The following is a 12818-nucleotide window of genomic DNA, read 5'->3' as shown; positions in this document are numbered from 1 at the left end:
TAGGGATAAATCCCGCAGCCGCAACCGGTTTCTTTAGCTGATCGGGGCACTTGGACAGTCCAAGCCGTTTTCGGTGATGCTGCGCACCTCTTGAATTTCGCCGTTTGTCAATGACGCCAGCCGGACCATCAGGCGGTCTTCATGCAGAAACGGCCACCAGCAGACCGGAATGCCATCCGGGTCATTGTCATATAGAAAGCAGATCTGGCCGTTGGGCGTGGTGATCTGCCCGTAGACGCAGCCCCTCCCTGCTTCCCGCCAGACCGAAGTTCTGTGGTTCAGGAATTCCTCCGTTCCGACCAGATCACCGCTGCGGATCTCGTAGAACATGACGGTTTTGCCGATAACGGCGTCCAGAAAAACCTCGGGCGTGATCAGGGTTTGGGCCGGGGCGAGACCCGGCCACAACGCCAGAGCGGCGCCGCCAAGGGTTTTACCAATTGTCACGGAACCACCGCACCGCGCGCTTGAACGGGCGCGCGGCATAGGTATCGACCGGAATTTCGAAATCCCACCATTCGTCCTGCGGATGTGCCGCAAACAGGCTGAGACCTACGGCTGAGGAAAAGCCCGGCCCCGTCGCCGATTGCGGCAGGCCGTGAACGCGCAGCGGACGGCCCAGGCGGACCCTTTGACCCAGAATGCGCGTGGCCAAACCGTCCAGCCCCATGATCTGGCTGCCGCCCCCGGTCAGAACGATCTGCTGGCTGGGCATATGTTCGAACCCGGCGGCATCCAGCCGCACGCGGACCTCTTCCAGAATTTCCTCGACCCGAGGCCGCATGATACCGATCAATTCAGCCCGGCTGACGGTACGGCGATCATGCTCCCAATCGCCGGTATCGCCGCCGATATCGATCAGGTCGCGATCATCGGCCCCGGTGGCATGGACGCCGCCGTTAAAGGTCTTGATCCGCTCGGCCACGGCAGTCGGCACGCCGAGACCCATCGAGATGTCCTGCGTCACGTGATCGCCGCCCATGCGCACGCAGTCGGCATAGATCATGTGTTTCTTCATAAAGATCGAGACGCTGGTCGTGCCACCGCCCATGTCGATACAGGCGGCACCCAATTCCTGCTCATCCTCGACCAGCGCCGAGATGCCCGACACATAGGCCGAGTTCGCAATCCCCGCCAATTCCAGATCGCAGCGTTTGATGCAACGCACGATGTTCTGAATCGCCACAGCGTCGACAGTCAGCATGTGCATGTCCACGGCAAGGCTCTGCCCCAACTGCCCACGCGGATCGATCAGGCCCGAGCGGTTGTCCAGCGCAAAATTCACCGGCTGGGCATGCAGCACCTCGCGCCCTGCCCCGTAATCCGGCACGTCGCAAGCGTTGAGCACTCGGCCCACCTCGGCCTCGGTCACAAGCTGGCCTTCCAGATCGACTTGCGCGTCCAGACCGTAAGAGCGCGGGTTTGCGCCCGAGAAACAGGCGATCACGTGATCGACACGAATATCGGCCATCTTCTGCGCTGCCTGCAATGCGGTGCGAATGGCGCGCTCGGTTTCCTGCATCGCGGTGACTTCACCGAATTGCACCCCGCGCGAGCGTGTGGTCGCCGCGCCAATCACGCGGAACCCGGTCTGCCCGGCCATCGACCCGATGGTGTTGTCTTCGCTCAGCCGACCGGTCCCGTCAAACCGCAGCACAAGGCATGCGATCTTGGAACTGCCCACATCCAGAATGGCGATAACGCCCCGTTGCATCGCTTGTCTGCGCATCTGCCGCATGGCGCGCTGGGACTGATAAAGATCGGTCATCATGGTTGCTACTGCCCGTTACTCGCGTTCACTTTTGTATTCCACCAGTCTTCGCTGGCGGCTTTGGTCATTCTTATAGTTGGCCGGTTCCCAAGGCGCATGTCGACCACGGCCACATCACGCTCCAGCAGGTCCTGCACCTCGTTCACCGCCAGCACACGCTCCAGCGCGCGCACCGGGCGCTCGGTCGGCAGCATGATCCGCTGACCACGATCCAGCACCAGATCCCAGCGGCGCTCACCCACGCGCACCAATCCCCGTACACGAGTGCCAAGGCTGCGCGAGGTCTGAAAAATCTCAAGCGCCTCGGCCACACGCGCATCCGCACCTTCGCCCGCAATCAAGGGCAGGCCCGCATGATCCTTGCGCGAGGCCGCCTGATCCACGTGCACACCGGTCTCATCCAACAGCTCAACGCCGTCACGGGTGCGCCAGACGATCACGGGCTGCCGTTCGACCACATCGACCTGAAGGATGCCTCCGGGCCGGATTCGCACGGTCGCGGATTTCACCGGGTCCAGCCCGGTGATCGTGTCGCGCATCTGTTCGACATCCAGATCCCAGGAACTGATCGGGAAATCCAACGGCACCACTTCGCGAATATCGTCGGCCAGACCGGCCCCTGCGCCATCAATGGCCATCAGGTTGACCATGAATTCCGGACGCTCCTGAATCGAGGTGCGGATGTCGGCGATATAGGTGCTGACCGCCTCGCGCCGATCTTCCGACGCAAAGTACAGGCCGATGGCAGCAGCCACCGCGCAAATCGGCAGGCCCAGCTTGACACCCAGTCGAATGCCCGGCGTCAGCATCCACCGCTGGAACCGATAGCTGAGCCGCGACGGCGCAGGATCAGCCCGGCGCGCTGTGCGGTTGAACAGCTTTACTCCGCTCAAGCGCAGAACGGGCTGAGTGTCATGGGGTTCCGTATCCGCAGATTCAAAATCGGCATCCGGACCGGCCAGGGCCTTGGTTCGGTGAATCACTGGCGCGCGGGTGGCTGTCAGCGGTCGCATGAGGCGTCCTCCACCATCCACACACAAAGCTGGCCGAATGTCATGCCCAGATGCTGCCCCTGCTCGGGCACCAACGAGGTCGGCGTCATGCCCGGCTGAGTATTGGTCTCCAGCAGGAACAAGCCGTCGCGCCCCTTGCTGTCGTCCCAGCGGAAATCGGTCCGGCTGACGCCCTTGCAGCCCAGCACATTGTGGGCGCGCAACGCGTAGTCCATGCACAGATCGAAAATCTCGGACGGAATCTCGGCAGGCAACACATGCCACGAGCCGCCGGGCTTGTATTTGGCGTCATAGTCATACCAGCCGCCATCGGTCATGATCTCGGTCACGGTCAGGGCGCGATCGCCCATCACCGTCACCGTCAACTCGCGCCCCGCCACGTATTGTTCGACCATCACCTGATCGGGCATGTCCTCGGACAGCTGCGGCGGGCCGTTCGCGTTTTCATGCACGATATAAATGCCGACGCTGGACCCTTCGTTGTTGGGCTTGGCCACGTAGGGCGGTGGCATGACGTGATCGGCCATCACATCCGACTTGGCGGCAATCACACTTTCCGCGATGGGCAGCCCGGCCACCCGAAACGCCTCTTTGCTGCGCTGCTTGTCCATCGCCAGGGCCGAGGCCAGCACGCCCGAATGCGTATAGGGAATGCGCATCCATTCCAGCAGACCCTGCACACAGCCATCCTCACCCCAGCGGCCATGCAGGGCGTTGAATACAACATCCGGTTTGATGTCCAATAGGCGCGCATAGAGGTCGGGACCCGCGTCCAGCTCGACCACTTCAATGCCTTCTCCCACAAGGGCGGCTGCGCATTCGCGCCCGCTGCTGAGTGACACCTCGCGTTCCGCCGAGGGGCCGCCCATCAATACCGCCACTTTGGGGTTTGTCCTGCTCGACAGTCCCACTTTGTGCGCCTCAATGTCCCCGGACCTTATGTCGTGGTCCGTACTGCGTTATGCCTTTGATCCGTCGCCTGAATTTGCCTGTTATGGTCTGACGGTTGGGGCTTTATTCTGTCAGCGGATCGCCGACCCGCATGATTTCCCACTCTAGCGTGATGCCGCTTGTTTCGTAAACCTTTTTTCGCACTTCTTCGCCCAGCCCTTCGAGGTCGGCAGCGGTGGCGTCACCGGTATTGATCAGGAAATTCGAGTGCTTCGGGCTCATCTGCGCGCCGCCCTTGGTGGCCCCGCGCATCCCCGCGTCATCGATCACCTTCCACGCCTTGAGGTCATGCACGTCGTCTTCCCGCCCCGTTGACGAGAACCCCGCCGGGTTACGGAAGGTCGATCCGGCGCTACGGTCCTTGGTCGGCTGCGTCTCATCCCGCTTTTTCAATTGTGCGTCCATGCGGGCGTGCAGTTCTTCCGGATTGCCCGAGGGGCCTTCGAACGTCGCCGAAACCAACACCGCGCCTTCGGGCAGATCGGTCTGGCGGTATCGGAAGTTCAGATCCGCTGGGGTCAGGTCCACGACCTCACCCTGCCGCGTGACGATGGTGGCTTTGCGCAGAACATCCGCTGTGTAACTGCCATAGCAGCCCGCGTTCATCCGCACCGCGCCTCCGACAGATCCGGGAATGGTGCGCAGAAACGTCAGGTCAACCCCCGCATCCGCCGCCTTCCGCGCCACATGCGCATCCAAGGCCGCAGCGCCTGCGGTGACGGTGTTACCGTCGATGGAGATACCATTGAAACCGCGCCCCAGCCGGATCACCACGGCACGCAAACCACCATCGCGCACGATCAGGTTAGACCCGACGCCCATCGGAAAAACAGGAGTATCTGCGGGCAGATCGCGCAGAAAGCCCCGCAAGTCTTCCAGATCGGCAGGTTGAAACAGATAGTCCGCCGGCCCTCCGACACGGAGCCATGTCAGGTCGTTGAGGCTGCGATTTTGGGACAGCCTGCCGCGTGTTGATGGAAGAGTGCTCATGGCCGCTAGATCGCGGATTTAGGCGTCCAAGGCAAGACGTATAAGGGATACGTTTCTCAGACCCGCCGACGCAGCCACCGCCCCAGATAAATCACTGGCCACCGAAGCACGGACATCCCCATTCCCAGCACCAGCAAGCCAATCCAGGGGCCATGCTCGAACGTGACATACCCAACGATTGGGATGCCAACCGCGATCAGGATGTAGGCGCGGGTCCAGTGGTTGTCCTTGCTGGGGATCATCGCCAGCACGTTGGCGGCCACACCCCAAGCAGCGGCGAGAGCAATCGACCAGCTCATTCCGTGACCTCCCGGCCCGTCCATTTGCGCCAGTAAAAGCGGATGGGATTGCGGAACATCGACACGAACCCGGCAAAGGCCGCAACCGACCAGAACCAGCCGTGATCATAACCCAGCCACAGGATCAGGACCGGCGCGCAGATCAGCAGCAAGATTCCCGGAGGGAATTGCAGCCGCATCGGCAACAGCGCCACGATAGTCGCGCAGATCACCCAAAGTGCGGCAAAGATCATCGAATAGTCCATTCGCCCCCTCCACGGGTACGCGGTATCAGTGAATACTCTATCACACTTTCAGGTTGTGCGACAAATGAGGATGAACGTCAAACTGCTTGTTTTCTTTGCAATCTCTCAGGCAGCCCGTTGGCCCACGCGCTGATCGTACCGGCCCCGAGGCAGACGACCATATCGCCCGGACGAGCCTGTTCCCGAACGAGACGTTCCAGATCATCCTCGCTTAGGATCGCGCGCGCATGGCGGTGGCCGTGACGGATCAGACCTTCGACCAGATCGTCACGGGACGCGCCTTCGATTGGGTCCTCTCCGGCAGCAAACACTTCGGCAATGGCGACGACGTCGGCATCGTTAAAGCAGGTGCAGAAATCGTCGAACAGGTTGGACAGGCGGGAATAGCGGTGCGGCTGGTGGACAGCGATCACACGGCCTTCGGTCGCCTGACGCGCGGCTTTCAACACAGCAGCGATTTCGACCGGATGGTGGCCGTAATCGTCGATGATGGTGACTCCATCGACCTCGCCGACCTTGGTGAAGCGACGGTTCACACCGCCGAAATTGGCCAGTGCCTCTCGGATTTCCGCGGCCTTCATGCCCAGATGGCGGGCGACGGCCACCGCAGACAGCGCGTTTGAAACGTTGTGGTCGCCCGGCATCGGCAGGGTGCAGCCCTCGATCACTTTGTCTTCGTATTGCAAGTGGATGTCGAAATGCGCGACGCCGCCCTTGTAGGTCAGGTTCTCGGCCCGCACATCCGCCTGCGCGTTAAAGCCATAGGTGCGCACGCGGCGGTCGGTGATACGGCCCACCAGAGCCTGCACCTCGGCATGATCGGTGCAGCAGACAGCCAGACCGTAGAAGGGCAGGTTCGAGACGAACTCATAGAACCCATCGCGCAACGTGTCGAAATCGCCCCAATGCTCCATATGCTCGGGGTCGATATTGGTGACGATGGCGATGGTTGCAGGCAGGCGGTTGAATGAGCCATCGGATTCGTCGGCCTCGACCACCATCCATTCGCCCTGCCCCATTCGCGCGTTCGAGCCATAGGCGTGAATGATGCCGCCATTGATCACGGTGGGGTCGAAATCACCCGCGACCATCAGCTCGGCCATCATCGTGGTCGTGGTGGTTTTGCCATGGGTTCCGGCAATCGCGATATTTGACCGCAAGCGCATCAGTTCGGCCAGCATATCCGCCCGGCGGACAACAGGCAGGCCTTGGGCGCGCGCCTCATCCAGTTCCGGGTTGCCCGGTTTAATCGCGGTCGACGTGACAACCACTGCAGCGTTCTTGAGGTTCTCGGCCTTTTGCCCCACGAAAATCTCGGCTCCCAGCGAGGCCAGACGGTCGGTGATTTTCGACGCCTTCAGATCCGATCCCTGAACCCTGTACCCAAGGTTCAGCAACACCTCGGCAATGCCGGACATCCCGATCCCGCCGATCCCGACGAAATGGATCGGCCCTACGTCCTGCGGCAGTTTGGTTGCTGGGGTCATGTGGTCTCCTTCTGCGCCAGTTGCTCGACCTGGGCAACCAGACGCTCGGTGGCGTCCGGTGCCCCGACCGACAAGGCGGCGTGGGCCATTTTCTGTGCGGCTTCGGGGTTTGTCAGAACCGTGGTCATTTGCTCGGTCAACGCGGCGACGTCAAGAGCATTTTCAGGGATCATGATCGCCCCGCCCGCCTGTACCAGACCTCGGGCATTGGCGGTCTGGTGATCGCCAGCGGCGGCGGCAAACGGGATCAGAATCGAAGGTCGCCCGATGACCGAGATATCAGCCACGCTGGACGCGCCCGAGCGGCTGATCACCAGTTGCGCGTCCGACATACGGCGGGGCACATCATCAAAGAACGGCTGAACATCGGCGCGGATGCCATGGTCGGCGTAGAAGGCGGTGACGCGGTCGCCATCCTCGTCCCGCGCCTGATGCGAGACGCGGATGTAGGATCGAAGGAATTCGGGCAATGCAGCGATCGCTCCGGGTACGACATCGCTGAGGATGCGCGCGCCCTGCGATCCGCCCATCACCAAAACCGACATCGGGTATTCGCCCGGCGGGATATAGGGGGCAGCCGCACGATCCAGAACGGCGGCGCGTACCGGATTGCCGGTGTGAATACCATGCGCGCCCTCCGGCAAGTCGGTCGGCCATACGCCGCAGGCCACCTGCGCAACGCGAGTGGCAAACAGTTGGTTCACACGTCCAAGAACGCCGTTCTGTTCGTGGATCATGCGCGGGATTTTCAGCAGTGTCGCCGCACCCAGTGCCGGGATCGAGGGATACCCCCCGAAGCCCACGACCACTTCCGGTTTGTCGCGCATCATCTGAAAGGCCATGCTGGCGACGCCGCCAGCAATCTTTGGCCCGACCAGCGCCTTGGCAGCGAGACCCCCACGCGCGAAAGTGGCCGAGGATGCCTCGACAATCTCAACGCCTTCGGGGAAGGCACCGGTATAGCGCGCGCCGCGCGGATCGGTGGACAGGCGCACGCGCCAGCCCTTGTGCAGCATCGCCTCGGCCAGCGCTTGCGCCGGGAACATGTGGCCCCCGGTGCCGCCCGCCGCAATCAGAAGGTAGGGTTTGCTCATCAACCTCGTCCGCGCAGAATATCGCCAAGCTCGCCCTGTGGGCGGGTGCGGGTGAAGGCCAGTAACATGCCGATGGCGATGCCGCCTGCGATCAGGGACGAACCACCATAGCTGACAAAGGGCAGCGTCATGCCCTTGGCAGGCAGCAGGCGCACCGCAACACCCATATTGATCATCGCTTGAACGCCGAACATGCAGGCCAGACCGGTGCCCGCCAGTCGGATGAACATGTCCCGTTCGCGCATCAGCCGCAAAAGCGAGCGTACAACGATCAGCGAATAGAGCGCGATGATGATCAGCACCAGGATCAGGCCGTATTCCTCGGCCGCCACAGCGATGATGAAATCCGTATGCGCATCGGGCAGAGACCACTTCACCTGCCCCTCACCCACGCCAACACCAAACAGACCGCCTTCACGGATGGCGTTGGTGGCATAGCCAAGTTGGGTGGTCGGATCGACCTCTTGATTCAGAAACCCGTCGATGCGGCGCGCAAAGTGGTCCGAGTTGGAATAGGCGAACATACCGCCCAGCACGACCACGCCCGCCATGCCAACCAGCAGCAGCATGGGCGCCCCGGCCACGAAATACATCACGCCCCAGCCGAACAGGATCAGACACGCCTGCCCGAAATCGGGCTGCATCACCAGCATCCCGACAATCGCCATGCACAGTGCAAAAGACCACAACCGCCCCGGAGGGCCGTTGATCTGCTGCGAGGCCGCCAGCAACCATGCGGCCACAACCACAAATCCGGGCTTCAGAAATTCAGAAGGCTGCAACGAGGCGAAGCCCAGCGAATACCACCGCACCGCCCCTTTGCCAAAATCGGTACCAAAGATCGGCAGGAAGGCCAGCGCGACGAACGCCCCCAGAAAGCCCAGAACCGCCAGACGGCGCACAAGGGTCGGAGACATCATCGACGTCAGCAGCATCGCAATCAGCGCCAGCCCGCCGAACAACACCTGCCGTTCAACATAGTGAAACGGATCAAACCCGTTGCGCCCGGCCAGCGGCGGCGATGAGGCCAGCCCCAGCAACAGCCCGATGACAAACAGGATCAGAACGCAGGACATCGTCCAGCGATCAATCGTACGCCACCACTTTGGTAGAATCGGTTCCCCGCGCTGGTCCTGGACCGCGCCATACACCATCTCAGTCATGAGATACCGCCACTTACTGCCTCACTCGTGTCCCGTTTTCGGGATCTGGTTGAGAGTCTACAGGGATTTTGGCGATTGGGCTAGGGAAATGAAGGGCAACGCACAAAAGAACAGAACCCTACTTTTTCTCTGCTCAGCGTCGAGGCTAGAGTTGCGGCATGAAACACAGCATTCTTCATAGCGTAGCCCATAACTTCACCGATTCACTGGCTGGTGGCCTTAGCTTCGTTGTGCCGGGCCACATGATCGGAATTTCGGTGTTTGCCGAGGCGGCTCGACATATAAACGGCTATTTCATCGCCAACTTCCTAACGGGCCGGGCTTGCGGTGAGTTGCTCGACGATGAGTTGGCAACCTTTCTTCCGCTGTTCAGAAACGCGTTCCCTGATTTTTGCGAGCAAAACCAAGTAAACTATTCTGACTACACCGCTTTTCTGGTGCGCTTTATATCTCAGTCAAGCGGAAATAAATATGTGATCACCATCGAAGATCGCAATGGACGTCGATCTTCAAGAGAGTATCTCGGCAATAGTGGCAAGCGCTCTGAAATAGTCGATCCGCTTGGAAGACGCAGACCCAAGAAGCTTCGAGTTCCTCTAGACTAGATCCAGCCCCATCGAGTTATTTTTGCGCTCGAATTCGCTCCAATCGATCCGAGTGCACTTGCCATCCCCTTCAATCCACGCCATCCCCCGCCCATGACCTACGACACGATCATCCTCGGGGCCGGTGCAGCCGGTATGATGTGCGCCGCCCACTGCGGCGGGCGCGTTTTGGTGATCGACCATGCAAAAGCCCCCGGCGAGAAAATCCGCATCTCGGGCGGCGGGCGCTGCAATTTCACCAACATGTATGCGGGACCGGCAAATTTCCTGTCCCAGAATCCGCATTTCTGCAAATCCGCCCTGGCGAGCTATACGCAATGGGATTTCGTCGATCTGGTCGGGCGCCACAATATCGCGTGGCACGAGAAAACGCTGGGGCAGCTATTCTGCGACGGTTCCTCGAAACAGATCATCCAGATGCTGCTGACCGAGATGGAGCGCGCCGGGGCCGAGCTGTGGGTGCGAACTGAACTCAGGGACCTGCGCAAGACCGAGGCCGGGTTTGAACTTGAGGTCGACCGCGAAGGTCAGCGCCTCAGCCTTACTTGCAGCAACCTCGTGCTGGCCACCGGCGGCAAGTCGATCCCAAAGATGGGGGCGACTGGTCTGGCATATGACATCGCGCAGCAATTCGGGCTGCGAATCACCGAAACACGTGCCGCTTTGGTCCCGTTCACCTTCTCGGACGGGAAATTCAAAGACCTCTCGGGCGTCTCGCTGCCAGCGCGGCTGTCAAACGACCGTACTAGCTTTGACGAGGCGCTGCTGTTCACCCATCGCGGGCTCAGCGGTCCGTCGGTGCTGCAACTGTCGTCCTATTGGCGCGAGGGCGAGGCGATCCGCGTCAACCTGATCCCCGATCTGCCCCTGTTCGACCTGCTGCGCGATCAACGTCAAAGCGGCGGGCGCAAGGCGCTAACCACGGAACTGGCCCGCCACCTGCCCGCGCGGCTGGTGGACTACCTCAGCCAGCATATCCCGATGCCGCGCAATCTGGCCGACCAGTCCGACGCGGCGCTCAAAGACCTGATCGCCGCCCTGTCCGATTGGCACCTGACCCCTTCGGGCACAGAAGGTTATCGCACCGCCGAGGTCACTCTGGGCGGGATCGACGCAGATGACCTGTCGTCAAAAACGATGGAGGCCAGGGAGATCCCCGGCCTCTATGCGATTGGTGAAGCTGTGGATGTCACCGGCTGGCTGGGCGGTTACAACTTTCAATGGGCGTGGTCCTCGGGGCATTCCGCCGGAACCGCCATCGCAAGCCGTCAGCACCCTTAGCCGACGACGTTATACCCGCGCCCGCGCATGCAGTTGCGCACAATAACTTCCTGATTCTGGTTGTTCTGCAACGCGCTTGCCCCCGCGCCCAGCAACGCCCCTGCGACAGCCGTCCGGCCAAGGTCGCTGGCGCTGTCATCAATGATCGCCTTCGCACCCGCCGCACCCGCAGCACCAATGGCCGCCGCGCCGGCCGTTCGGCCATCAACAGTTGGCTGTGTCCGGGCCAGAGCCTGACACTGCGCCAGATCCGCGTTGTAATTCGGACCAATATTGCCGTCGATGATCGGCGTATAGTTGGCACCCGAGCTTGCACAGGCCCCAATCAGCAGCACCGCTGGCAAGGCCATCAATTTCTTTCGGTTGGACATATCCGTAACCTCGTTTTCTAACGTCCCGCCAAGGCAAGACCAAATCCGGTGGGGCGTCAAGCCGATAGCGACCCAGAGCAGATGAACCGGCGGTCGATTGCAACCGCGTTATTCAGCCAGCCTTTGCCGCACATTGTCGGCAAAATCCTCACCGCGTTGTTCAAAGTTATCATATTGGTCGAAACTTGCAGCAGCGGGCGCAAGTAACACAGTTTCACCTGCCTCGGCATCCGCCATCGCCTGCTCGACCGCTGCGACCATGGTCGTGCACACTTGCGCATCCACGTTCAGTTGCATGGCGAAACCTGCCGCCTCGCGCCCGATCACATAGGCCTTCAGCACATCGCTTGCAGCATCGTTCAGCGCGTCCAGCCCACCCTCTTTCTCCAACCCGCCGCAGATCCAGCGAATCCGCTTGAACGCGCCCAGCGCCTTCACCGCGCTGTCGACATTGGTGGCCTTGGAATCGTTCACATAAGTCACGCCCCCGGCTTCGGCGATGATCTGGCTGCGATGGGGCAGGCCCGGATAGCTGTGCAGAGCGTCTTCGATCACCCGAGGCGCCAACCCCAGCGAACGGCAGGCCGCATAGGCCGCGCAGGCGTTCTGGTGGTTATGCGTCCCCGGCAGGCCCTTGATCGCCCGCAGATCGATCGAACCCGCCTGCCGCCCTTTGCGGTATTCCGACAAGAACCCCTTGCGGGCAAAAACCTGCCAGCCCGGACCGGTCAGCTTGCGCTCGACTGATATGCGGATCACCCGATCATCCGCTGGCCCCTCGGCCATCTGCCCAGCCAGAAACGCGCCCTCGGCCTCATCCACGCCAATCACAGCACGATCCGGGCCGCCTTCGGCAAACAACCGTCTTTTGGCAGCAAAATAGCCCCCCATACCACCGTGACGGTCCAGATGATCCGGCGAAAGGTTGGTGAATACCGCCACATCCGGCGTCAGAGAGCGGGCGAGTTCCGTCTGATAGCTGCTAAGCTCCAGCACCACGACCGAGCCATCGCCGCCCGGATCAATATCCAGCACCCCGCGCCCGATATTTCCGGCCAGTTGCGCATCACGCCCAGCCTCGGTCAGAATGTGATGGATCAGTGCCGCCGTAGTCGATTTTCCATTCGACCCGGTCACCGCAATCACACGTGGAGGCGTGTCATAATTGTTCCATTCCGGCCCTGCGAATGAGCGGAAGAACAGCCCGATATCATTATCGACCGGAACGCCCGCGTCCAAAGCTGCCGCGACAACCGGATTGGGCGTCGGATACAAATGCGGAATGCCCGGAGACACGATCAACGCCGCAATCTGATCAAACGCCCCGTTCCGAAGCAGATCGGTACAAGCAAACCCCTCGGCCTGAGCCCTCTCCCGCGCATCCGGATTGTCATCCCAACACACCGGCTGTGCCCCCCCCGCGCGCAACGCCCGCGCGGTGGCCAGCCCCGACCGGCCCAGCCCCAGAACCGCAACCTTCTGTCCTGAAAACCCTTTGACCGGGATCATCCATACGCTCCGTCTTTGTATTTGATGGCGGGGACCACC

14 protein-coding genes are annotated in these 12818 nt (G+C 61.3%); 2 read left to right on the top strand and 12 right to left on the bottom strand.

What is annotated here, in order from left to right:
* Positions 1-33: 33 nt before the first annotated feature.
* The 10 genes from ACR0KX_RS02580 to ftsW all read right to left on the bottom strand — a co-directional run bounded on the left by ACR0KX_RS02580 (position 34) and on the right by ftsW (position 9013).
* Positions 34-447, bottom strand: coding sequence for a hypothetical protein (locus tag ACR0KX_RS02580; RefSeq protein WP_170622368.1), 414 nt, complete (start codon positions 445-447; stop codon positions 34-36).
* A complete protein-coding gene (ftsA, locus tag ACR0KX_RS02575) occupies positions 434-1768 on the bottom strand; it encodes a cell division protein FtsA (protein WP_170452079.1) in 1335 nt (444 codons plus the stop codon). The genes ACR0KX_RS02580 and ftsA overlap by 14 nt, the downstream gene beginning before the upstream one ends.
* 8 nt (positions 1769-1776) lie before the next feature.
* Positions 1777-2784, bottom strand: coding sequence for a cell division protein FtsQ/DivIB (locus ACR0KX_RS02570; RefSeq protein WP_170622367.1), 1008 nt, complete (start codon positions 2782-2784; stop codon positions 1777-1779).
* On the bottom strand, positions 2772-3695 hold the full coding sequence (locus ACR0KX_RS02565) for a D-alanine--D-alanine ligase (protein ID WP_170452083.1): 924 nt from the start codon (positions 3693-3695) through the stop codon (positions 2772-2774). Before ACR0KX_RS02565 ends, ACR0KX_RS02570 begins: the two co-directional genes overlap by 13 nt.
* Before the next feature lie 103 nt (positions 3696-3798).
* On the bottom strand, positions 3799-4725 hold the full coding sequence (murB, locus tag ACR0KX_RS02560; protein ID WP_170452085.1) for a UDP-N-acetylmuramate dehydrogenase: 927 nt from the start codon (positions 4723-4725) through the stop codon (positions 3799-3801).
* Between the two features lie 56 nt (positions 4726-4781).
* A complete protein-coding gene (locus ACR0KX_RS02555; RefSeq protein ID WP_170452087.1) occupies positions 4782-5024 on the bottom strand; it encodes a DUF2484 family protein in 243 nt (80 codons plus the stop codon).
* Positions 5021-5269: a DUF2484 family protein gene (locus tag ACR0KX_RS02550; RefSeq protein WP_170452089.1), complete on the bottom strand. Its 249-nt coding sequence runs from the start codon at positions 5267-5269 to the stop codon at positions 5021-5023. The genes ACR0KX_RS02555 and ACR0KX_RS02550 overlap by 4 nt, the downstream gene beginning before the upstream one ends.
* Before the next feature lie 77 nt (positions 5270-5346).
* Positions 5347-6756, bottom strand: coding sequence for a UDP-N-acetylmuramate--L-alanine ligase (murC, locus tag ACR0KX_RS02545; protein ID WP_170523373.1), 1410 nt, complete (start codon positions 6754-6756; stop codon positions 5347-5349).
* A complete protein-coding gene (locus ACR0KX_RS02540; protein ID WP_170523369.1) occupies positions 6753-7850 on the bottom strand; it encodes a UDP-N-acetylglucosamine--N-acetylmuramyl-(pentapeptide) pyrophosphoryl-undecaprenol N-acetylglucosamine transferase in 1098 nt (365 codons plus the stop codon). Before ACR0KX_RS02540 ends, murC begins: the two co-directional genes overlap by 4 nt.
* Complete coding sequence (gene ftsW / locus ACR0KX_RS02535; protein ID WP_170452095.1) at positions 7850-9013, bottom strand: putative lipid II flippase FtsW; 1164 nt, start codon at positions 9011-9013, stop codon at positions 7850-7852. Before ftsW ends, ACR0KX_RS02540 begins: the two co-directional genes overlap by 1 nt.
* A 158-nt stretch (positions 9014-9171) precedes the next feature.
* Between ftsW and ACR0KX_RS02530 the strand changes: the two genes are divergently transcribed.
* Both ACR0KX_RS02530 and ACR0KX_RS02525 read left to right on the top strand, forming a co-directional pair.
* Positions 9172-9618, top strand: a complete 447-nt coding sequence (locus tag ACR0KX_RS02530) for a hypothetical protein (protein ID WP_170452097.1) — start codon at positions 9172-9174, stop codon at positions 9616-9618.
* 93 nt (positions 9619-9711) lie between these two features.
* The gene (locus ACR0KX_RS02525) at positions 9712-10899 is read left to right on the top strand and encodes a BaiN/RdsA family NAD(P)/FAD-dependent oxidoreductase (RefSeq protein WP_480707807.1); all 1188 of its coding nucleotides are present in this window, start codon (positions 9712-9714) and stop codon (positions 10897-10899) included.
* On the opposite strand, the gene ACR0KX_RS02520 is transcribed toward ACR0KX_RS02525, so the two are convergent.
* Together ACR0KX_RS02520 and murD are read right to left on the bottom strand one after the other, a co-directional pair.
* On the bottom strand, positions 10896-11270 hold the full coding sequence (locus tag ACR0KX_RS02520) for a glycine zipper family protein (RefSeq protein ID WP_170452101.1): 375 nt from the start codon (positions 11268-11270) through the stop codon (positions 10896-10898). The genes ACR0KX_RS02525 and ACR0KX_RS02520 overlap by 4 nt on opposite strands.
* A gap of 108 nt (positions 11271-11378) precedes the next feature.
* Positions 11379-12779 carry a UDP-N-acetylmuramoyl-L-alanine--D-glutamate ligase gene (gene murD, locus ACR0KX_RS02515; protein WP_170622366.1) on the bottom strand — a complete coding sequence of 467 codons (1401 nt, stop codon included), beginning with the start codon at positions 12777-12779 and terminating at the stop codon, positions 11379-11381.
* Between the last annotated feature and the right edge of the window lie 39 nt (positions 12780-12818).

It is taken from the genome of Ruegeria sp. BG5 (assembly GCF_056538425.1).
The sequence above is the reverse complement of the archived record's forward strand: the minus strand, read 5'-3'. Positions and strand labels throughout refer to the sequence as shown.

Excerpts from the sequence above, each read along its gene's own strand:
- ftsA (WP_170452079.1), bottom strand. The coding sequence starts at position 1,768 with ATGACCGATCTTTATCAGTCCCAGCGCGCCATGCGGCAGATGCGCAGA.
- ACR0KX_RS02570 (WP_170622367.1), bottom strand. The coding sequence starts at position 2,784 with ATGCGACCGCTGACAGCCACCCGCGCGCCAGTGATTCACCGAACCAAG.
- murB (WP_170452085.1), bottom strand. The coding sequence starts at position 4,725 with ATGAGCACTCTTCCATCAACACGCGGCAGGCTGTCCCAAAATCGCAGC.
- ACR0KX_RS02555 (WP_170452087.1), bottom strand. The coding sequence starts at position 5,024 with ATGAGCTGGTCGATTGCTCTCGCCGCTGCTTGGGGTGTGGCCGCCAAC.
- ACR0KX_RS02550 (WP_170452089.1), bottom strand. The coding sequence starts at position 5,269 with ATGGACTATTCGATGATCTTTGCCGCACTTTGGGTGATCTGCGCGACT.
- murC (WP_170523373.1), bottom strand. The coding sequence starts at position 6,756 with ATGACCCCAGCAACCAAACTGCCGCAGGACGTAGGGCCGATCCATTTC.
- ACR0KX_RS02540 (WP_170523369.1), bottom strand. The coding sequence starts at position 7,850 with ATGAGCAAACCCTACCTTCTGATTGCGGCGGGCGGCACCGGGGGCCAC.
- ftsW (WP_170452095.1), bottom strand. The coding sequence starts at position 9,013 with ATGACTGAGATGGTGTATGGCGCGGTCCAGGACCAGCGCGGGGAACCG.
- ACR0KX_RS02530 (WP_170452097.1), top strand. The coding sequence starts at position 9,172 with ATGAAACACAGCATTCTTCATAGCGTAGCCCATAACTTCACCGATTCA.
- ACR0KX_RS02525 (WP_480707807.1), top strand. The coding sequence starts at position 9,712 with ATGACCTACGACACGATCATCCTCGGGGCCGGTGCAGCCGGTATGATG.
- ACR0KX_RS02520 (WP_170452101.1), bottom strand. The coding sequence starts at position 11,270 with ATGTCCAACCGAAAGAAATTGATGGCCTTGCCAGCGGTGCTGCTGATT.
- murD (WP_170622366.1), bottom strand. The coding sequence starts at position 12,779 with ATGATCCCGGTCAAAGGGTTTTCAGGACAGAAGGTTGCGGTTCTGGGG.